The following is a 22,514-nucleotide window of genomic DNA, read 5'->3' on the forward strand; positions in this document are numbered from 1 at the left end:
CCGAGTCTGATTCGGTGAATAACAAACTGGATTCAAAGAAGCACGAAGCCGAAGTCTGCGTCGTGGGTGGTGGTATGAGTGGCCTGATCGCTGCGGTTGCAGCGGCCCGACGCGGTGCGAAGGTCATTTTAATTCATGACCGTCCGGTGCTAGGGGGGAATGCTTCTTCCGAAGTCCGCATGTGGATCTGCGGTGCGGGTGGCCATCACCGGAAGGAAACCGGCATCCTGGAAGAGATCCAGCTGTTGAACCTGGCACGAAATCCGCATGGAAACTACTCCGTTTGGGACAGCGTACTCTACGAGTTTGCACAGATGACGCCAGGTTTGACCACGTTGCTGAATTGTAGCTGTAACGACCTGATGATGGATGGGGACCGTATTACCGCGGTCAATGCCTGGCAATTGACCACGCAGACCTGGCATACGGTGACGGCGGATATCTTTATCGATTGCTCGGGCGATTCGATTCTGGCTCCGCTGTCCGGAGCCGAGGTTCGCTGGGGACGTGAGAGCCGGGAAGAAACCGGCGAGCCGATCGCCCCCCTGAGATCCGATCTGAAAACCATGGGGAATACCATTCTGCTGCAATTGGAGGAGACCGCGGAACCTCAGGCGTTTACCCCGCCGGAATGGGCTTACGTTTTTGATGATGAGTCCAATTTGCCCTCGCGCGTGGGGAACGGTTTCGGGCACAATTTTTGGTGGTTGGAAATCGGGGGCTTAAAGGATACCATCAAAGACTCAGAAGTCGTTTACGATGAGTTAGTCAAGGCGGCTTGGGGAGTCTGGGACTACATGAAAAACCGCGGTCCGCAGGCGGAGAAGCTTCGCAATTGGCGTTTGCGCTGGATGGGGTCCTTGCCCGGTAAACGCGAGAACCGGCGCTATGTGGGACCATACGTGCTGACGCAAATGGAAGTCGAGTCGGAGGGGCAGTTTGAGGATGTCGTGGCCTACGGCGGATGGAGTATGGACGACCACCATCCCGCCGGACTGTATTACCCCGGTAAAGCCACTATTTTCCACCCGGCGCCGTCACCTTATGGGATTCCATTTCGCAGTTTGTATTCAAGGAGCATTGGAAACCTGTTCTGTGCCGGTCGGAATATTTCCGTGACTCACGCAGCACTGTCCTCGACCCGTGTGATGGGCACTTGCTCGCTGCTGGGGCAGGCTGTGGGCACCGCGGCCGCACTGTGTGTGGAGACGGGCTGTCTTCCGGATGACGTGAGTGCTGGCAAGATGAAGATCCTGCAAACACGATTGATGGAAGACGACTGTTGGTTGCCGGGACACACGCGAGCTCCTTCCTTGCCGATGAAGACTGCAGTGCTGACTGTCACGTCCGGGGATGCGACGGCTCGACTTCTGGATGGCCATGAGCGTGAGGCAGACAAGGCCGCACATGTCTGGACCGGGCCTCTTGGGGCATCCATCGAATTGAGGTGGGATGCCCCGCAGGATGTGGACTGTCTGCGTCTGGTCTTTGATAGCGACCTGAGTGATGCCAAGTGCATGCCTTGCCGTTATGGATTGGATAAAGAGCCGATGCGGGTCCCGGAGACCATGGTCAGAGCCTTCACGGTCGAAGTTCAAACAGCCGATGGAGTGTGGTCCACACGGCATGAGATCGTGCAGAATGCGCGCCGTCTCTGGGTTTTGCCGATCGCGCAAGCTGTGATTGCAATCCGGTGGACGGGGCATTCGACCTGGGGTGCAAAGGACTTACGTCTGTATAGCTTGGAGGCGTCAGCTACGCCAATGCCTCTGACGCACACACCAGCGCAGGGCAATAATTGGGCGGAAGTCGTGGCTGAAATTCCTCAAGAAGATCTCGCTGAGCCGGACCACGGACTCGAAAACCGGGGACGCGGCACCTCACGCATAGGGGCGTAGATACCATCGGATATTCGTTTGAATCGCTCATGTCGGTGTCGACTCTTTCGCGTAGCTGGGAACAGGTTCCTATTCTGCCTGATTCCACAGCCTCTGCCTTATCGCGACAGATCCGGTTCAAGGAGTGGCCATGACCTATGGCTGGCGGGAGACTTTTTGAGCCAGCCGGTGGAAATGTCCTCAGCCAAGGGGGAAATTGACAATCGAATATTTAGAAGCATATTTATGCTGTTATGAGGACAACAATCGACATCAGTGATGCCACGCTGGAAGAGCTGCGTCGGAGAGCGGGAGAGTCACAGCGTCCCTTGCGGCAAGTGGTTGAAGAGACACTTCAGAGAGGGCTTGCATCGAATCCCACAGTGCGGAAAACCGTTCCGGTGAAGAGTTATCCGGTGGGCATCAAGGCGGCTTACCGGGGGGTGAGCCTGAATCAACTTTACGACCAGATCGAATCGGAGGATCATCTCAAGCTTGCCGAGGAATGATCATCCCGGATGCCAATGTCTTGATTTATGCGCATGATGAGAAATCGTCGAATCATCGCGTTGCAAAACGATGGTGGTCCGCGGTTCTCTCGGGGAGCGAACCTGTGGGGATCCCCTGGGTGGTGGTGTTGGCGTTTACCCGGTTGATGTCGCATCCCCAGATTTGTGAAAATCCTCTTTCGGTGGAGCAGGTGCGTGGCATCACTTTAAGCTGGTTCGAACTGCCGCAGGTTCGTCTGATTCGTGTCGGTGAGGCTTCTTTGGCGCGCTTCTACGACCTGCTGGAAGAAGCCGGGAGTGGTGGCAACTTATCGACGGACGCCCTCATCGCCTTACACGCCTTGGAGCATTCGGGCACGGTGTATAGTAATGACCATGATTTCGTGCGATTTTCCGGAGTTCGCTGGATGAATCCCTTGAAGTGAGAAGGGTATGCTCGGAGTGCCGCTACCCCAAATATAAATATTAGAAAACTTTTAGTTCGGGGCACTCGGGAGTGGGGCGTGCAGACAAGCGAGTCCTAGCTTCAGACCTGTAGCACTTGAAATTGTTCTACATCAATTTGGGTTGCAATGTTTCCTTGTGTTGTATCCTTTGGGGCTTTCAGAGAATCGAATCCCAACGACTGAGAATGATGTTTTCGAAGCCCCGTCTGCTATTATCCTTGGCCATTGCTTTGGCGACTACGTTGAACCTTTCCGCCCAAATGGGGCAGGATGTGGCAGCGGTCTTTCAGCGTGCCAAGGAAGGGGCTCCCTTGCGCTATGTGGCGCTGGGAGGTTCGATCACGCAAGCGGGGAAGGGCTGGATCGGTCCATGGTTGCGGGAGCAGTTTCCCGAAAGCGATGTGACTTCGGTCAATTCCGGGATGAGCGCGACGGGGAGCGCCTTGGGCGTCTTTCGGGTGGATCGGGATGTGATCGCACATCAGCCGGATTTGGTCGCGATTGAGTATTGCGTCAACGACGGAGGAGCGAGCGACGAGGATGCCATTCGCAATATGGAGAGCTTGATTGTCCGCTTGAAAAGCCTGCGGAATCCACCGGCCATCATTATTCTCGAGGCGGCGGCCAAGGGGGGCGTGAATTTGAAGCGTCATCGCAAGGTGGCGCAGCATTACGACTTATTGGAGGTCGATCTGCAGAAGGCCGTGGATACCGAACTGGCGGCGACGGATGCCCCATGGGAAAGCCTCTTTTCCGATGCTGTGCATCCAATCGCTCCGGGGCATGTGCTTTATGCCAAGGCAATCGCCGAAACCTTGACGCCTTGTCTCAGCATGACGGATGCGAAGATGCCGGACGGCTTGCCCAAGCCGATGAGCTCGAAGCCGCTGGTGCTGGATGGACGGATGGTGCCTTTGTCCGGTTATAGTGATGTCGAAGACTGGAGCACGCTGAATTCCTTACCTAAATGGTGGAATCGTTTCTTCCATGGTGTGCAGCATAGCGAGAAGCCGGGTGCAGTTCTGGATATTCCATTTCGTGGCACACGGATCGGTTTGTATGCGGCGATGGACCCGTCCTACGGTAGCTTTTATGCGAGTGTGGATGGTCATGCGCCGGAGCATGTCTTTACGAACACGAGAGGCGGATATTTGTATAAAACCTTAGCTCAAGATCTGGAAGCAAAGGAGCACCGGCTGACCATCGTCCTGCCCGCCGAGTCCGATCCAGAAACAAGGATGAATGGGCCGGTAAATCTCGGCTACCTCCTTCTTGCGGGTGAAAGTGAAGCGAGCCGTGAGCCGTCGCCGCAGGGGCCGATGAATCCGGAAATGCTTGCACATCTGAATTTTGAGACGATCGCTTTGGATGATTGGGAATGGGCCGGTCCTTATCGATTAACGACGACGGCCAAGGATGCACTTCCACTTTTGGATGTCTCGTTTGCGCCGGAATTATCCCCGGAGACGGTTGTATGGAATAGTGACGGGCAGGCGCGAAACGAATTCGATTTTCGCGGGCTTTTCGATCTTTCCGAACCCGCTGTGGCTTACGTGCGTGGCGAGTTAGAGCGCGAAGCGGATGGGGCGGCCTTGCTTGGTGTGCAGGTCGACTATTTTGCCAAGGTTTGGATCAACTGTGTGCTGGTTGCGGATATTGATTCCGGTCATGGCAGTCCCAAGGGCTATGTGTATCTGCCGGTGGCTCTGAAGTCCGGCATCAACTCTGTATTGGTTAAAGTCGCCGCGGGTTCCGAAGGGCACAAAATGGGGTTGGTACTCGCGTCTTTAGACGGGCCCACTGAAGCATTTATGAGCACAGCAAACGAGAATGAGGTGGATGTTTCCAAACGTCCCAAACCGACCTATGCCAATGTGCCTTACGGCACGGATGAGCGCAATGTGATGGATGTTTGGCTGGCGGATTCCTCGCAGCCGACTCCCTGCGTGATTCACATCCATGGAGGTGGCTGGCTGGGGGGCGACAAGTCGAAGGTGGCGGACCCCCAACGCTTCCTCGATGCGGGTATTTCTTACATCGCGATCAATTACCGCTTTCTGCTGCAAACCATTATCGACACCGGGAGTGAGCGCGGCACGGCACCGATCCAACCGCGTGGTGACTATACGAAACCGCCAGTGGATGTGCCGCTCTATGATGCGGCGCGGGCTCTGCAATTTGTGAGACACCAAGCTGGCGAATGGAATATAGACAAAGCGCGCATCGGACTGACCGGTGGTTCGGCGGGCGCCTGTTCGTCGCTTTGGCTGACCTTTCACGACGACTTGGCCGATCCCGATGCGAAAGACCCGATTTTACGCGAATCGACTCGTGTCTGGTGTGCCTCAGTGGAAGTGGCGCAAACAACGCTCGATCCCCAGCAAACGCTCGAATGGATCCCTAATGCGACCTATGGCGGGCATGCCTTTGGATACCTCTGGGACCGTAGTGATCCCACTTTAGAGATTCGTAGCTTTCTGGCCGACCGCGAGAATGTTATGGATTGGATCAAGGAGTATTCGCCCTACGAGCTGGTGACCGAGAATGATCCTCCGGTGTATTTGTTTTACCGCGACACGCCAGGTAAAGGCAAAGAGCAGAAGGATCCGACCCACACATCCACTTACGGTGCCCTGCTGATCGAAAAGCTGGAAGCGAAGGGAGTCGACTACACATTTATGCACGGGGGTGTCGAGGATCCTGAATTCAAGGATTGTGAAGCCTATTTGATTCACCAACTGAAAAAGTAATACAGGTCCAGTCTGTAACGAATCATGCCTTCGAATACTGGTCTGGGAGATGCTATGTTAACACAAAAAAGATATTTTACGGAACATTCCGAATTCACGAATGAATTCGAGGCGCTCGAAGGAAAAACCGGTCCGAAGTCCCGCCCTTTAATGACTTTGAGTCGTGATCGGGGAACCCTTTTGACTTGGACGAATTTGCCGTCGCCGAGTGGACGTCTGAACCTGGTGCTTACTTTTGTGATCGAGGCCCCCACGGCTCATCGCAGCAATTGTATCCAAGTCTATTATGCAGGCGGTGATCAGATGATTGCGCAAGCCGAAGTGAAATTTTCCGATCCATACCAAGTGCTTTCGATTTCCTTGCCAAAAGAGATTGTCCCTGAGGACGGGGTCTTATCTTTGGAGTTGAAACTGGCTTTTGAAGGATTCCTATGGGTCTTTGCTCCAGATTCTGAGGCGACTGGTGGGCTTGAATTGCATGTGCCGCATCTGGTGGACGCGGATATGCCTGCCGATTCGTTTTTGGATCGATTGGCAACACTCGCATCACTGCAAACCTTCAGTTGGAAGGAAGGCTGCGTATTGGACGCCTTACAGGCTTTCTCGGATCGAGGCGATTTTCCTCAAGCTTCGAAAGCGATTCGTGATCATTTGGAGTATTTTAATTTTTCCGGCGGTGATTTGGAGTATGAAACACCTCGGAGTTTTAGAGTTCGAAATGAACTGGATACGATTGAAACGACCTTGCCGTTTACGCATGTTGCCTTGATTGATCCGCAACATCCCTGGGTGGATATGGCCATGGATTTCTGGCGTCAACTGATGGCGGAGAATGGTCAGGTGCAAGACGAGGAAATGATCTCGAGTGAAGGGGCTTATACGGTTGCTTATCCGATGACACTGATTGCCAAGTTGCGCAATGAGCCGGAGTGGTTTAAAGTTGCCGAAGACTTGCTGGTGGAAACCTTCCAGCGACTGGTTCAACCGGAGGGGATTTACTTGCGTCACTATACCGATGGACGCCGCACTCACAAAAACTGGGTGCGTGGTCTGTGTTGGCAAATCTTGGGGCATGTGCAGGTGCTAAAGCATCAACCGGAGCCCTCCGAAGTGATCCAATCCCAGTTGATCCAGCTCGCAGAGTTTGCGGCTAAGTATCAATTGGAGGACGGTCTTTGGGCATGCTTTGTTGACGAACCTGAAGTGTTGCCGGATACCTCGGGGTCGGTCGGTGTGGCGGCGGCATTTGCCATGGCGGCTAAAGAGGGTTATCTCCCTAGCGAGTATTATGATCGGGCATTTTGCTGCCGTGATACTGCGAGGACGTATTTGACCGCCGAAGGCTATTTATCCGGTTGCTCGCAATCCAACAAGGCTGGCGAAGCCTTGCAGCGCAGTGATTATCGGGTAACCTTGCCTTATGCTCTCGGATTGTTTGGGCTGCTTGAGGCGGCTTGCCTATCGTCTTAAATTTCGAACTCAGATTACATTTTATGCAACTACCTTATTTATCCATACTCCTTGTGCTCGTATCATCACTGTGTGCCGAGGAAATGCCACTCTGGCCTGAAGGGGCTCCGGGAGCCTTGGGGGCGGAGGAAACCGATATCCCGACGCTTACCGTGACTGTTCCTGTTGAAGGAATGGCCAATGGCGGAGCGGTGGTCATTTGCCCCGGGGGCGGCTACACTCATTTAGCGATGAATCACGAAGGGCATGCGGTGGCCAAGTGGTTCAACTCGATCGGTTACACCGCAGCTGTTCTGACCTATCGTTTGCCATCGAAGGGCTACCCGCATCCGGCACCGATGCAGGATGTGCAGCACGCAATCCAGACCTTGCGCTCCAAGAGCGAGGTCTGGCATTTAAACCCCGAAAAGATCGGTGTGTTTGGTTCTTCGGCGGGCGGACATCTGGCTTCGACCGCAGCGACACACTTTCTTGCTGCGGACCCTGAGGCGATCGATCCGGTTCTACGAGTTTCCAGCCGACCGGATTTTCTCGTGATGCTGTATCCGGTGATCAGCATGGATATGGACCTCACGCACCGTGGATCTCGCCAGAACTTGTTAGGGCGGGAGCCGTCGGACGAACTGGTTGAGCTGATGTCCAACGAGAAGCAGGTGACTGCCGAGACACCACCGACATTCATCGTCCATGCCGACGATGACAAAGGCGTGAAGTCCGAAAACAGTATCCGTTTCTACTTGGCTCTGCGTGATGCAGGAGTTCCGGCCGAACTGCACATTTTCAAGCAAGGAGGCCACGGCTTCGGGATACGTGACAACCGGACTATACCGGTGCATCAGTGGCCCGACTTGCTGGAGAAATGGCTAAAAGCCGAGGTTCTGCCCTGAATGCTATAAACTATGAAACTTGTTGAATCTCTGATCGTTGGAGTCGTTATCTTGTCCGCCCTAGTCGGATCTTCGATGGGGGCCTCCGCTGAAACTCTAGATGGCTTTGTTGCCGGCAGCTATACCGCGAAGAATGGGTATGCGCTCCAATACCGACTCTACTCTCCTGAAATAGAAGACGGAAAAACCTATCCTCTGATCGTGCATTTGCACGGTGCAGGAAGCTGGGGGGACAACAATGAAGCTCAATTAGGGCAAGCCAAACGACTCGTGCGAAGTGACTATCCGGCTTTTATCCTGGCTCCCAAGACGGTGCGACCGATGAAATGGGTCGATTTGGACTGGAAGCAAACCGGACATCACCAGCCGGAACAAGTAGGGCTCTCTTTGGAGGCGACTCACGAACTTCTCCTCAAGCTTTTGAATGAGACTCGTGAGATCGACAGTAGTCGCGTTTATGCCAACGGCCAGTCGATGGGTGGTTATGGCACTTGGGATCTTATCACCCGTTATCCTGAAATGTTTGCTGCGGCCGTGCCTGTCTGCGGAGGCGGTGATGTTGAGAAAATGCCGCGTTTGCAAACGATGCCGTTATGGGTGTTTCACGGCGCAAAAGACACGGTTGTACCGGTCCAGAATTCGCGAGAGCTGGTAGCTGCGCTGGAAGCGGTCGGCAATAAGCACGTGACCTACACGGAGTATCCTGATCGTGGTCACGACGCGTGGGTGCCAGCCTACAACAACGATCAGCTGTTTAGTTGGCTGTTCGACCAACGAAAGGGCAAATGAATCCCTCTGTCCTGAACCTTGCTTCGCTGGGGGCTGGTCGGAGCTTTGAGCTATGTGATTGAAGATAGAACTTTAGTTCTAAATCTGCCTATCTGCTGATTTTAATATACTTATAATTTTAATGTAAAGACAGTAGAGAAATTGCTTGAGTTTTTCGTTCTCGGATCTCTGGATTTTAAATCCTGTTGGTTGAGTCGGGTAGAGGTATTTCCCTATCGGATTCCATTCTGCCGATTTTGACTCCTTATGAAAACGACACTCCGACGCAAAATCTGCTTTTCTTTGATCATGGCCACATCGTTCGTAACTTCATGCCTCGCTGCAGCCGACATCGAGCTTTCCGGGACACGGCAGCTCACGATGAGCCATAGTCTCGATTGGGTGCGCTGGAAAGTGAGTGATGATCAGAAAGGGCACGTGGACACCATCTTGGACGAAATCAATTGGGGGACTCCTTCAGGAAAGAAAATCGTCCGTAATTGGGATTTTCGCTTATCGGATGACGATTGGGCGAACCTCGTCGCGCAGCATGGTGCGGCGCCGGAAGAAGAAGCGACTTTTGATTTGTGGGTTCCCAGTGATACGAAGGTGGTTCGTGGCGTCGTGGCGATTTCGTCGCATGGGTCGGGGAAGGCTCTGTTTGAACGGTCGGATTTAAGGCAAATGGCTCGTGAGCTGGATTTGGCTTTATTCCGTTTTGTCGGTAATCCGGTGCAGCGAGGCTTCTGGCCGAGGAGTCTTTTGTTCGATATGCTGGAGGACTTCGGCAAAAAATCCGGTCATCCCGAACTGGCCAATGCGCCGCTCTTTCTCTACGGCCATTCAAATGGTACCGGTTTTTCCGCTTTGTTCACGTCGGCGGCCAGTGAACGGGTCTGGGCGTGGGTTTCCATGAGGCCTGGAAGCACCTATCAAGTCTTTCAACCGCGTGCGGCGCAGGTGCCTGGGCTGGTGATTTTTGGTGAGGACGACCAGTTTTTTGCCCGTCCCTCGGTGAAGGAAAATTTATCGATTATACCGCTAGTCAGGAAAGAGTATGATGCCGTCTGGAATTTTGCGGTGGAAGCGCATACCGGCCACGGTCCTGGTGAGAATACCTGGCCACTGGTCTTGTCATTCCTTCGAAACAGCTTTGAAGCGCGCGTTCCGTCGGGTGCGGATCCGCGGAGTGGCCCCGTCGCATTGAACCCCTTGGACGTGGAGGCCGGCTATCGAGGCGAGGCTTGGTCTGAGGAGGTGGGCGGCTACCAGGACTTGGAAATAGCGCCGGCGAATGACTTTAAAGGTGATGCGGCGGCGGCATCCTGGTTGCTGAATGCGGATTATGCCAACGACTGGCACCAATTTCAGTTAGAGGGCAAAATCAACTAAGGGGTATTCAATATGTTAAGTCGAAAACTCGAACTGTTTTGGGGCGCCATTTGTTTATCGGCAAGCTCGCTATACGGGGGACTCCAATCCGGAGATTTGGTCGCCATTGTGGGGGACTCCATCACTGCTCAGTGTATCTACTCTCGATATCTAACCGAATACCTCGTGATGTGTCAGCCCAGTCCCTATCTGGAGGCGGTGCAGTTTGGTTGGGGCGGTGAATTTGCCGGGGCTCTGCTCCGGCGGCTGGATCATGATGTCGGTTCGTTTCAGCCGGAAGTGGTCACCTTGTTATATGGCATGAATGATGGCCGCTACCAACCGCTAAGCGATGAACGTCTGAATGCCTATCGCGAGTCGATGACAACGGTGGTGCACAGTTTGAAGGATGCGGGCACGCGTGAGATTTATCTCGCGTCACCCGGACCGGTGGATCCGGCTTATTTTTCGAAGTCGACGGTCAGAGCGGAGGATTATAATCAAACCCTTAGAGCTATTGGCCAATGTGCTCGGGAAATTGCCGAGTCTGAAGGGGTTCATTTTGTCGACGTCAATCGTGTTATGGCTGAGGGGATGGCGGCAGCCAAGGCGCGCTTTGGGGCGGATTACCAATTGGCTCCAGACGGGATTCATCCGCGAACGAATGGGCATTTACTGATTGCCTCTGCCTTTTTGAAAGGGATGGACCTTGATGGTGAAATCGGTCGAATCACCGTCGACTATCAGCTTCAGCAAGCGGAATGTGATGCTGCGCAGACGGTGTTGTCTTTTCGTGAGGGAGCTTTGGAAATGAAGTCCAGTCGCTATCCCTTCATCCCGGAAAGCGATGGATCCAATCTGGATGCGCGGACGATGGCGTCGTTAGTGGATTTTCATCGGGAGCTCAACCGCTACTTGCTGGTCGTTCAAAATGCACCCGAAAAGCTGGAAGTTTGTTGGGGAAATGCGAGCCGGATTTACTCTGCGGATGAGCTGGCGAAAGGGATTAATCTGGCGGCGGATTACTACGAGACGCCTTTTGATGAAGCTTTCGCCAAAGTGTCACGTTCAATTGCCAAACAGCAGCAATTCGAGCGCGTTGCCGTAAGGCAGTTGCTGAACAGTATTCCAGCGTGGGAGCGTGAATTTTCGGATACGAAGCCCGAGCTGGCCGGGCAATTGAGGCAAGTGATTCTGGAGAAATCGGCAGCCTTGCGGAAGGCGACTCAGTCTCTGTTTGAGCCGGTTCGGCATACGATCCTCTTGAAGCCTGTGGATTAATTGACCGCCCCTATGCTTTTGGCAGGGTGATGGTCGAATATTCGTATTCGAAGGCGATGTGAGCTGGCTTGGTTTCATCGCCTCGGTATTGAGCTTCAACCAAATCGATCAAAGCAGAGACTGCCGCTGAGGTATTTGTAATCATCCATGACGCCTTGAAGGGGCAGAATAACTCAACCCCTTCATTGCGATGAAAGAAGAATTGCGGGCGTTCGGACTTATGCAAACCGAGTTCGAGAGCTGCGGTGATGACACCCCGAACTGCCATGTCTGGGTAGCAGATGATCGCATCCGGCAAGGGGCCATCATCATTCATTTTGTGCATGGTCTGATAGCCGTAAAGTGTTTGATTTCGCTGATAGTCGTTCGGGAGTCGAATCCAGGATTCTTTCGTGGTCAACGAATGTGCTTTGACCTCTTTCAGGAAGTCTTCCTTGAAGTATATCATGTTGGAAGGCACGCGCTCGTGGGCGCGGTCCGTGTGGACTGGGCTGATGACGGCGACGCTCTGGCATCCCTGCTCTTTGAGGTATTCCAGTGGTTCCTTAAAAATATTTTTGCTGCTGAAGGATGCCTTGTTGAAGACCTCCTTCGCGCTGGTGTTGAAGGCTGTGGCAATCGAGAGCTTTTGTAGGGCGGGGAGGTTGATTGCGTTGGCCATGGGGACGATCAAGCCTTGGATCTCGTCCTTCTGAATTGCTGCAACCAAGGCCGGAAAGGCTTCGCGTTGAGCAAGTTCGGGGCGACGGTCGACGAACATGCTGACTTCGTAACCCCGTTGAGTGAGTTCTCGTTCCAGCAAGCCTTGGATGCTGCGGTAGAATGCCATTTGAGAGTCGGACCAGATTCGCGAGGTCCAGTAGTAGACTCCGATATTGGTCAGGGCTCTCGGGCGCTCGCGAACAAAGGTTCCAGATCCATGCCTCCGCTCCAGCAGGCCTTCTTTAACAAGATTCTTTAAGGCAATGTGGGCAGTCGAGTTGCTCGTATTCCAGCGTTCCGCCAGATACGCTGTGGCCGGAAACTCGGTGCCTGGAGCCAGCTCACCACTTAAGATTTTTTCTCGGATCTTATCGGCGATAATCCGATGTGCAACTTCACCCCTCTGAAGCTTAATTTCTTCGAACTGTTCCATTCTTTGGATTATCTTGGGCTAAACTTTTTTACCCTGGCACCTCGTGGTTTAGGGCATCTTAGTGAGTTAGTGTTATGCAAACATCATACAGTTCAAGAGAATACAACATAGCAATGCTTCGTTTGCACGGTTGAGCCTGCTGACGATTGATGAATTGACAATATTAATGTAAAGACATTAAAGAATCAGATTTGTCACGTTTATCCCATCTTTCTATGTGCTTTGGATTGTATCGATCTGTCTCTGTGGCCGTATCTTTGCGTATCGCTGCGATTTGCTTGCTGTTCATCTCAAGTATTCATTTGGACGCAGAGTCCGTGAAATTCGCATCACTCGAGTTGCGTGGTTATGGTGCCATCACCGGGGAGGAACTATTCAGTGAGCACGGAAGTGTGCTGAAGCTAGCCAGTGAAGACGAAGCAAAGGCGTCTTTGCTGCAGGCCAAGTATCTCTCGGATCTAGAGGTGCTCCCAGAGGTTATCCGGAAGTCTTTCCGTATGGGCGGCTCAGAAATCGATGCCTCAGTTGTCGAAGGACAGGGAGTTGTTGCCGCGCTTCGCTCTGGAAAATCGGTTTGGATCTTTGCTTCCTCTGACCTAGATCTATTGGCAGCCAATATAAATTCTGAAATTGGATTGGATATAGGGCTTTGGCAGTCTGCATCTGATGCTGAGGTGCCGATGTGGCTGGATCGCTGGGACCGGTTCGCTTTCCGCCACTATTATCGTCCTTGGGAAACGCCTAAGGATGAGGAAATTAATAGCTACAATTTCATTCAGGAGTTCGATTTCGCCGAGGAACAGCAGCGCTCGGGCTTTGTTTTCTGGGAGAACATGAATCCAATCGATACGGCCGAAGGCATGACCAACTCTGTCTATCTAGATTGGGCACGCACTGCAGCGCGTGAGCGCAAGTTGCCGATCGGGCTGAACATCATGACAGGCGGCAAGGGAAAGGGGTGGCTGCGCAACGAATATCGAGACCAGACCCAGATGAAAATGCCGCAGTTCATCAGTGGTTTTCACAAGGTTGGCGATCCATATCTGGGCGGCAATGGGATGCCTTCTTGGGTGGGCAAGGATATTCAGTTCAAAGAACTATGTGATTTGAAGCACATAGTGGAGGACTTTGCCGGGGACCCGAACCTGACCACGATACTGGAGCCTCACGGTGAGTTACGACACGGCTTTCAGGACATTTTGATGGAATACGGTCCGCTGGCGGATGCCAGTTATCAGGAATATCTCACGATGAAATACGGAGATATTGAGACGCTGAATCAGCGCTGGGGCGTGGACTTTGATTCAATGGATGCCGTTCGTGTGCCCGAACTTGCTTCGTTTCTGGGGTGGGGGCCTGATGCACTTGATCTGGCTGGTATTTGGAAGCTGAAATACGAACCGCTGCCAGATGGGGAGACCTACAAAATCGTTTATAATTCTAGCAAATACAGGCGGATGATCCAGACACTAGGCGCACGGGATGAATGGTTCGCCATCGATTTCGACGACGCAGACTGGGGCGATTACAAGGCACCGCTTACCGATCAGGGCATGTTTATTGAGCAACGCCCGGCGGTGGTGCGGCGGGAAATCGATGTTCCTGCTGAGTGGCTCTCAGGCAAAGACAAGGTATGGCTCTACGTCTGGGATCTGAGTATGGCCACCCATGATACCGTGAAAATCGTGCTCAATGGCACAACAGTCGCTGAGGATAAGCTGTCTCATAATGATCCACACCGTTGTGCTGTGGAAGTGGGCCAGCTGTTGAAGCCCGGTAAAAATCTCCTCGCGATGCGTTTGCCCAAGGCGCTCATCGCCTACCGGGTTTACCTTTCGCCGGACGAGCCGTTGCAGTATCCCAATCTGGGAGAGCAGGGGAACGCACGCTGGGTCGATTTCACCGATTGGATTCGCTGGACACGCATCGAGGTTGTGCGCGACTCACTGAATATGATTCGGCAGGTGGCACCCAATCAGCAAATCACCCTAATGGCTCCAGACGCCTATGCGGACGACATGCTTCAACTCGCCAAACTGTATGGCGGTAACTTCCACAACACTGGCTACATGGGAGCGTTCTGGGCTGATTATCTACCGACACTGATGCGCGGCGCGAATCGTCCCTTTAGTTTGGAGCCGGGAGGGCCGGCAAGGAGTCTGGAGGAATTCAAGAAGCACATCGGCCTCTACTCAACCGAGGGCATTCAGGCCATCGACTATTTCATTCACATTGGCAGCATCCTTTGGAATGTGGAGATCCGGAAGCATTTTGTGGACAACCTTCCGCTGATTAAACTGATCGGCAAATACCATGTGCCCAAGGCTGAAATCGCGGCGCTGTATTCGACGATGGCCGGATCCTACACCGGATTCCCATGGGCACCTGATTCCGGACGTCTCGAAGCTGGTTACTGGCAATGGAATTGGCGGTCCTATCTGCGCGGTCTCTATGAAAGCGATGGGCTCTCTGAATCCTCTTTTGAGTCCGGCGACGCTAGTCAGTATCGGGTCATTATCGATAGCAACACCATCGTGATGGATGAGAAGTTGCTTCTGGAGATCGAAGACTATGTCCGTGAGGGCGGTATTTTTGTGACCTTTGCGCAGACGGGGCGTCACACGCCGGAGAAGCCAGACTCCTGGCCGATTGCAGATCTGACCGGCTTTGAGGTTCTGAATATTCATACGCTTCGTGACGATGGCACCGGGGCGTCAAAAGCTCACGACATGTATCCGGCATCCGGAGAGCCGGTCTTTCACGGGGACTGGAATGGCACAGAAGCGAATGGACTGTCGCTCAAGCAAATTGCACCCGATGCGCGTCCACTCATGTATTGGGACGACGGCACCGTGGCGGTCGGCGTTCGTGAACTGGGCAAAGGCAAGATCATACAATTGGGCTGCAAGTTTGACGGTCGTAAAATGCCTGATCGCATGGACCCGCGTGAGAGCGGTCTGACTAATTCGGCTACACAGACACGCCGTCTCTTTTCGCAATTGTTCGCCTGGCTTGGTGTGGCACCCATTGAGTATGACTGGACGCCGGACAACTCGAATATCATTCTGCGTCACTACGAGTCAAACAACGGTTTTTATGACGTATGGGTGGCTTGGAACCCCTTGAAGGAAACTCCGTTGGAGGGGCACATTCAGTTGCCTGCTGGCAACCATGCAGACTGGGCTTGGGACGTGGTCGGACAGACCCGTCTTCCGCTCGGCGATAAAGGCATTCCTATTGCGCTGGAGCCGTTGCAGACACTTGCTTTCCTGACGCCGCGCGACGAAATCCAAGCGGCTCCTACTCGGTGGTTCAAACTGCAGCGAAACTGGTGGCTCAGTCCGTTAAAGCCAGAGCCTGTTAACTATGACGCGCCATTGCACCCGCATTCTGTCGATCTAGGCACCGATTGGGCCATCCTCCCACTCACCGATGGGCAGTCTCCAGAGGCAAGGCAACTGACGAGCGACTTCGACGACTCGGATTGGAAGCATTTGGATATGCTGGGAGTCTGGAGCACGCAGCCACGGTTTGCTGGTGTCGATCATGCACTGCTGCGTAAGACGTTTACCGTGCCGGAAGATTGGACGGATGGTGTCATCGAGCTTTGGTTCCAGTCCTGGATTGGTGCGACCTTTGCCACCGAAGGCCGGATCTGGTTGGACGGCAAGCTGGTCAGTGACTGGACCGAAAACGGCATTGCAGGGGACAATCCTTTCGATGCTCTGACTCCGGGGTCGACGTATACACTTGCTTTGGAGATCAAGAGCGAGTCGGTGCTGGCCGGCACACGAGGCACCGCATGGCTCTGGTTTCGACCCACTCCAGCGGAGTCAATCAATCTGGCAGGGACATGGCAGTCGACCGAGGATGCACTCCACTATGATGAACCGGTGACGCTGCCAGGTCGTGTTGACGCCCGTATTTTGAGTCGTAAAGTTTTTGTCCCCGAAGACCTCGCGGACATGCGTGTGCGTGTTCGTTGGGAGGCCAGTGCCAAGATTCTGGGGGTTCTAGTCAACGGCCATTGGATCATGCGTTTCCATCATCCGGTCGGAGATGCCTTTGAACTCGACGTCACGCCTTGGGTGAAGTTCGGGGCTGAGAATACTATCGAGCTTTCCAGTATGACCTATCCCGCGCGCGGAAATGTCAGCTCGGTCGAGCTGAATTTCTATCCCCGGGATTGACCTGCAAATCGCTGTCCCATAAATGAATCTACCCAGTCTATACCATAATCAAGCTCCGGTTTTTGAGCCGAAAATACCCCTCCGTTATCCTATGAAACCGTCTCCTCCTGATAGTCGCCGCAATGCTGGTTTTGCCTTGGTGGTTGCGCTGTCGTTAATGGCTTTCCTGCTGCTGCTCCTGCTATCGTTGACCACGATGGTTCGCATCGATCAGCAGGCGGCGTCCGTGACTCGGGAGATCGCGCGAGCTCGGGCGAACGCGATTCTTGGTTTGCAAATCGCGCTGGGCGAATTACAGGTCGTAGCAGGGGCGGATCAGCGTGTGACGGGAACTGCGGAACTGGCATCCGATTCCCTCGACGACAACCAGAAGCACTGGACGGGGGTTTGGGATGTTTCCGGTCGCAATTCCTTCGATGCCTTTTCGCCTCCGGCGGATGTCGCTTGGCTGGTCTCCGGCAAAAATTCAACAGGCGATGAGCTGGAACCGGGTGACACTGTGGTCGATGGGATTCTTCTCGTCAGCAGCGACTCCGAGCCGTCGAACAACGTGTTGGTCGGTAAGATGGGAGTGACTGGTAGCGACGACGCCGTCAATGGGCATTACGCATTCTGGGTGGGAGATGAAGGAGTCAAGGCCAAGGTTAATTTGGTCAACCCGCATCGCGACGGTTCGGACGAAGCCAATCGCTACACCCAGATGACCGCCCAACGTAACGGAATTGAAGTCATCTCAATCGACGAGAGCGGTAATACCCTCGGCAGTGTCATTGATCCCGATAGCACTTCGGTTGAGTCGCTCCTGCCGCGTGTTGAAAGCAATCAGGATTTTCCGCTTCTGGACCCTGCATTGGATAGCCTTTATGCCAACCGAATCCATGACGTCACAACTGTAAGTTACGGGCTCCTGTCTAATGTAAAGAAAGGTGGCTTGAAAAAAGACCTCAGTCTGGCCTTCGAAATGGACTTCAATGATTTCAATGCGGATTCCACTTTCGCTTCCGGGGGAGAGTCGGTTCCCTTTATCTCCGACCACCAGGTGAATTACCTGTTTACCTTCGACGATTTTCCTGTGCCCGGTCCTGACTCTGCCGATGCGTTGGTGCGCGGTCCCAGTTGGCATCTGCTGCGCAACTATTACCGGCTATACAAGGACGATGATCCCGATCGTATGCAGAGCTACAAGTATGGTAACCCACTGGGAGTGCAGAAGTCCGGTAGCGGATATACCATCGCGTCGCGTCCGTATTTTCCAGAAGGCTACCGCGGCTCGGACCAGCGCAACTCCCTGCCGCAGGCCTATTATGACGTCGAATTCGACCAGAATGTTAATGACACTTTTAAGGTCAGTAACATGGAGCCGATTCCACGAGTGACCGATATGGCGATCACACCCCTGATCACCCGGATGCAGATTTTCATCAGTGTGCAGGCAGTCGAGCAGGCGGTGACGACCGAAGGGGAGACGCCAACGTATCGTGTGGATTTGCATTTTAATCCGGTGGTTACGATTTGGAATCCCTACAATGTCAGCTTGAGCTTTACCCAGTTTTCAGCCGGTTTCAGCTTCATCAATATGCCCATCACGATTCATGTGACGCCGCCTGCGGGGACGCTTGAAACTTATGTCAGCCGCTTTCAGGACCTCGGAGGATCGTCCAAAGGCAATGTCGGCTGGTCGTTTCGGATGATGGGGACTGAAGCGCTGGAACCGGGGGAAATCAGGGTCTATTCGGACCTCACCATGAGTAGCAATCAAGCCAGTTCGGCCGGCTATTTATCGGCACAGTTGGGAGCGACCACACTGGCAATCCAGCAGACCGACGCGTTGATTTACGATAAGATCATCGATGCAAGTGGCACATCTGACGAGAACAGCACGATGCAGTCGCTCATTGTGGAGGAGGGAACCCAGTTGAGTCTCGAAATCTCGAATACCAGCCGGATCAATGTGAGCAGCACGCTTAGACGTTGGGTTCCGGGAGGCTGGGATGACAAAGAAATCACCCTTGGGTATTTGTATACGAACGATTCCAGTAATGAAAACTTCATCTGGCCTTCCGCGACCGCTGGTGATTACGTGTTGGTCGAGGAAATTGCCAGCACGGTGGCTCCGGAGCGGCATCCGGTGGGGATGCTCGATGCACACCTTAAAGCCTCCACAAGCTTTGCGCCGCCGCAGTTTCTCGGGCTCTATAATCCTCGGGCGAGTTCTTTTCGGCGCAATACAGGTAGTGACAAAGATGGCGGTGAAGAAATACCCAGTGTGGGCAATTGGTTTCTCGGTTTATCTCGCCTGACCAACTGGAGTTCCGGCGAGCCGTCCATCGCTCCGGATGGTTCCGGATACTGGGGCGACAGTAACACGGGCGGCGATACACGTGTGACTCTCTTTGAAATTCCCACGATGCCCTTGCAGTCGTTGGCGGCTCTGCAACACGTCAACAATGTAAACCACTACGCGCAGGAGCCCGCCTATGTGATTGGCAATTCGCTCGCCAGCCCCTTCATCGATCGCGGCGCGGTTACGCGCACCATTACGGATAGCGGTAAGAGCTACACACAGGTGGACTGGTCTTTTCTCGCCAACGATGCGCTCTGGGACGACTATTACTTCTCAAGCCTGGCACCGCGTGATGACCTGAATCTCTCAGATACCGAATTCGACAAAATTTTCCAGGAATATCTCGATGGCGAGTCCCTGCCGGATTCGCGTATGCGGCTGTTTGCCAGCAATGATGCTGCTTTCCTTGATTATGTTACGGATGCTTCCACGAGTTCAGGTATAGCAGCAGATGCCTACAAAAAGCTGGCGGCCAGCCTCGTTGTCGATGGTGCTTTTAATGTGAACTCGACTTCAGTCGAGGCTTGGAAGGCGCTACTCAGCTCACTGAACGGTATTGATATGGAGTATGTCGAAGGCGATAGCACTCTTTCCGACAGCAACATTGAGAATCCCTTCAGTCGCATGAGTCTGCCGGGTGGGGATGACAGCGATGACTGGCGCGGTTTCCGTTCACTATCGAATGCGGAGATCGAGAACCTTGCGCAGGAGATTGTTCAGCAGGTCAAGGACCGCGGGCCCTTTGTGTCGCTGTCGGATTTTGTGAACCGCCGGCTGGCTACCGATGGAACGGGGTTGAAAGGAGCGCTTCAAGCGGCGATCGAAGAGACCAATATAAATGACCAGTTTTCGGATTCCGTGAATTCGCAGGACGTTTCGGATGCGAACATCGCCTTCCCCGAGCACGCGATTGGCAAGGTGGCCTCGGGAGCTCCCGGATATTTGCGCCAGAGCGATTTGCTCATGTCGTTGGGGCCGGTGATGGCCGCACGTTCCGATACCTTCACCATCCGCTCTTATGGGGATTACGAAGACCCGGTTTCCGGTCAAAAAACAAAGGTTTATTGTGAAGCGGTTGTGCAACGTGTGCCGGATTACGTGGAGACTGGCCTTGAACCCTATGATGACTACAGTCTTTCCACTGCCGGCGGTTTGGATCTGGGGCGACGCTTTGTGATTCGTTCCTTCCGCTGGTTGAACTCCGAAGAAATTTAATATGCCTCTTACCCGTAAAGTTGTTTTCCTCATAGCTGCCCTCGCGTCTCTGTGCTCCGTGACGAGTCATGCGGCGGAAACGGACGAAGCCCTGATTTCGATTCGCTTTTCCTGCTATGCGCTGGGGACGATCGATGCCCGTGGTCTCTACTATCTGGATGAGGGCGAACCGCGCGCGTTCCGTATCTCTTCAGCTTTTCGTCGAGGCCCTTATGACTATACAGGACCGAATCCATTGGTGTTTTACCGGGATGGACGTTCGCCTGACGGGAGCACGATACGCATACCAGTGGCCAGCGCCCGCATCGACCCGGCGCTTAAGGAGCTGCTCCTATTCTTCGTTAACAACGATGCGCACCAGCCAGGTGAAGCAACGCCCGAAATGAAGGTGATCGTGATGAACGACGACTTGCGCGCGTTTCCGGCGGGAGCCTACCGGGTGTTTAATTTGAGCGAGCACGAGATCGGCTGCCTTTTCGGCGAAGAGAAATTCATCGTGCCCGGTAAGGACTATAAAACGGTCAACCTCGACGAAGGTGACCAGGTCAATGTGCGCATTCATTTCAGCTCGAATATCGACGGGGAATGGGTCCCACAAATCAATACGCGTTGGCTCTACAGTTCCAACGAGCGAAATATAGTGTTCGTGGCCGATGACTACTCAACACGCCATCCGCGTCTGAAGATCAATACGATTACGCAATATCTTGAGCAGTAGCCTTACCACCGACGAAACCTGCCAAGTGTAGCGAGGGTAGCCGATATTCAGTAAAATTGAGCTTGCATTCATTCTCACTCGCATTAAATTCTTTATAGTCTTCTAATTAGTAGAGTGTAACTTTTTCGCATCCTTCAAATTCGTCCGTTAAAATTCATCTACACGTAAATCCCTAAGTCTTATGAAATACAGATTCCCCGCCCTTGGTCTCGCTGCTTGCGCGCTGTCCAGCTTTTCACTCTCCGCCGCAGACATTGTGGTCAATGACTTTGGTGCGTTGGAAAGCACCTCTAGTGCAAATATCTATGATGTATCGACCACAACTTCGGGAAACTATTTGTTGGTCGCAGTGACAACTGAGTTTAGCAATCAGCCCTTTGCTTCAGGAGTGACATTCATGGGGGGGGATATGGTTGAACTCGTTTCTGCTGCGAGCGTCAGCGGTGATAATACATATCAAAATTATACCTCAATTTGGGGGATTGCGACGACTTCGACAGGTGGGGTTGGCTCTTTGGACATTGATCTGAATAATAGTATAAGCACGACTACGGTCATCAGCTATCTCTTTCTCGATAATGTGAATACGAGCTCACCCGTCCTTGGTATTGCTTCTGATGGTAATACGACTGGAGCAAGTTCAACTCTGGATTATAGTGGCGATCCCCTTGCTGGCAGTTTGGCTTTTGTTGCGAGTAACAATGCCGATTATACAACTAATCTTACAATCGCATTCAGTGAAACTGCTGACGATGAGATTGTGTATCGGGATGACGCACCTTCGATATCCTCTTTATTCGGTTACTTTGCATTCGATAGTGCGGCGACCGATTACACCAATACTGTGGCCTTCACAGGTAGTGGCGGAAATGATCGCTACGCCTCCGCCGGTGTCATTTTGGCCGCCATTCCGGAACCGCATACTTCTGCGCTGTTGGCCGGAGCCATGGGCTTGGGATGGGTGATGCTACGCCGTCGCCGTTCGCTGCGATAACACATACATTTCGTCTTTTTAAAAGGCCCACTTCGGTGGGCCTTTTTTGTTATGTGAAGGGGGGCTTCTGCTTGATGAGGAGGTTCAAGTTGTTGTATACCACTTCGATTTGATTATGGCGTATCGGGAATCCGTTATCGGCGTGACCGTCGCTGCTACAATCGCCCTAATGGATGATTGCCGACATTAATAAATTGGCGTCAACGGAGTCAGGGCATCCTGCCCTGATATAAGAATGCTCTAGGGGGTGTCTGGAAATAAAAGTTAGTCTACATTTCGCATAATATATTGCGAACAAAGTGGAGGGACCCGCTCTGCGCGTCCAATTTAGACCTGCTCGTGGCCACGCAGAGCGTAGCCCTCCAATTTTGAGGATTTAAAATGCACATGGGTATATTTCCAGACAGTAGGGCGGGACGCCCTAGCTCCGGTAGCTTTCGCAACTTCTAAGAACGAGTGGATGAATGTAGGGGCGTCACTTGCAGTGTCCTGCATAGCCGGAGGCGGCGCATGGGTGACGCCCGCCGAGCCAAAGCTGTCAACGCTGCGGGCGCCACGA

At 53.3% G+C, this 22,514-nt stretch carries 14 protein-coding genes; 13 read left to right on the forward strand and 1 reads right to left on the reverse strand.

Translation table 11 applies throughout. The features are described 5' to 3' along the window. Positions 1-14: 14 nt before the first annotated feature. The 9 genes from O2597_RS02875 (at position 15) to O2597_RS02915 (ending at position 11,359) form a co-directional block, all read left to right on the forward strand. Positions 15-1,898, forward strand: coding sequence for an FAD-dependent oxidoreductase (locus tag O2597_RS02875; protein WP_269522679.1), 1,884 nt, complete (start codon positions 15-17; stop codon positions 1,896-1,898). Positions 1,899-2,131: 233 nt separating this feature from the next. Beyond that, positions 2,132-2,386, forward strand: a complete 255-nt coding sequence (locus tag O2597_RS02880; protein ID WP_269522680.1) for a hypothetical protein — start codon at positions 2,132-2,134, stop codon at positions 2,384-2,386. After that, positions 2,383-2,811 carry a TA system VapC family ribonuclease toxin gene (locus O2597_RS02885; protein WP_269522681.1) on the forward strand — a complete coding sequence of 143 codons (429 nt, stop codon included), beginning with the start codon at positions 2,383-2,385 and terminating at the stop codon, positions 2,809-2,811. The genes O2597_RS02880 and O2597_RS02885 overlap by 4 nt, the downstream gene beginning before the upstream one ends. A 206-nt stretch (positions 2,812-3,017) precedes the next feature. Continuing rightward, positions 3,018-5,582, forward strand: coding sequence for a GDSL-type esterase/lipase family protein (locus tag O2597_RS02890; protein WP_269522682.1), 2,565 nt, complete (start codon positions 3,018-3,020; stop codon positions 5,580-5,582). Between the two features lie 54 nt (positions 5,583-5,636). Next, complete coding sequence (locus tag O2597_RS02895; protein WP_269522683.1) at positions 5,637-7,052, forward strand: glycoside hydrolase family 88 protein; 1,416 nt, start codon at positions 5,637-5,639, stop codon at positions 7,050-7,052. A gap of 23 nt (positions 7,053-7,075) precedes the next feature. Next, entirely contained in the window at positions 7,076-7,939 is an 864-nt protein-coding gene (locus O2597_RS02900; RefSeq protein WP_269522684.1) for an alpha/beta hydrolase, read from the forward strand. Between the two features lie 12 nt (positions 7,940-7,951). Continuing rightward, positions 7,952-8,728 (forward strand): carboxylesterase family protein, encoded by a 777-nt coding sequence (locus O2597_RS02905; RefSeq protein WP_269522685.1) that lies wholly within the window; start codon positions 7,952-7,954, stop codon positions 8,726-8,728. Between the two features lie 288 nt (positions 8,729-9,016). Beyond that, positions 9,017-10,099, forward strand: coding sequence for a hypothetical protein (locus O2597_RS02910; RefSeq protein ID WP_269522686.1), 1,083 nt, complete (start codon positions 9,017-9,019; stop codon positions 10,097-10,099). A gap of 12 nt (positions 10,100-10,111) precedes the next feature. After that, positions 10,112-11,359 carry an SGNH/GDSL hydrolase family protein gene (locus O2597_RS02915; RefSeq protein WP_269522687.1) on the forward strand — a complete coding sequence of 416 codons (1,248 nt, stop codon included), beginning with the start codon at positions 10,112-10,114 and terminating at the stop codon, positions 11,357-11,359. 10 nt (positions 11,360-11,369) lie between these two features. On the opposite strand, the gene O2597_RS02920 is transcribed toward O2597_RS02915, so the two are convergent. Beyond that, the gene (locus O2597_RS02920) at positions 11,370-12,494 is read right to left on the reverse strand and encodes a GntR family transcriptional regulator (protein ID WP_269522688.1); all 1,125 of its coding nucleotides are present in this window, start codon (positions 12,492-12,494) and stop codon (positions 11,370-11,372) included. A gap of 317 nt (positions 12,495-12,811) precedes the next feature. Here O2597_RS02920 and O2597_RS02925 point away from each other — a divergent pair, with 317 nt between their 5' ends. The 4 genes from O2597_RS02925 (at position 12,812) to O2597_RS02940 (ending at position 21,955) form a co-directional block, all read left to right on the forward strand. After that, positions 12,812-16,684: a type 1 glutamine amidotransferase family protein gene (locus O2597_RS02925; RefSeq protein WP_269522689.1), complete on the forward strand. Its 3,873-nt coding sequence runs from the start codon at positions 12,812-12,814 to the stop codon at positions 16,682-16,684. A 91-nt stretch (positions 16,685-16,775) separates the two neighbouring features. Further along, entirely contained in the window at positions 16,776-20,243 is a 3,468-nt protein-coding gene (locus O2597_RS02930; RefSeq protein ID WP_269522690.1) for a hypothetical protein, read from the forward strand. 1 nt (position 20,244) lies between these two features. Next, positions 20,245-20,961, forward strand: coding sequence for a hypothetical protein (locus O2597_RS02935; RefSeq protein ID WP_269522691.1), 717 nt, complete (start codon positions 20,245-20,247; stop codon positions 20,959-20,961). 181 nt (positions 20,962-21,142) lie between these two features. Continuing rightward, positions 21,143-21,955 carry a PEP-CTERM sorting domain-containing protein gene (locus O2597_RS02940; protein ID WP_269522692.1) on the forward strand — a complete coding sequence of 271 codons (813 nt, stop codon included), beginning with the start codon at positions 21,143-21,145 and terminating at the stop codon, positions 21,953-21,955. Positions 21,956-22,514 lie beyond the last annotated feature (559 nt).

It is taken from the genome of Coraliomargarita parva (genome assembly GCF_027257905.1).
Lineage (GTDB): Bacteria > Verrucomicrobiota > Verrucomicrobiia > Opitutales > Coraliomargaritaceae > Coraliomargarita_A > Coraliomargarita_A parva.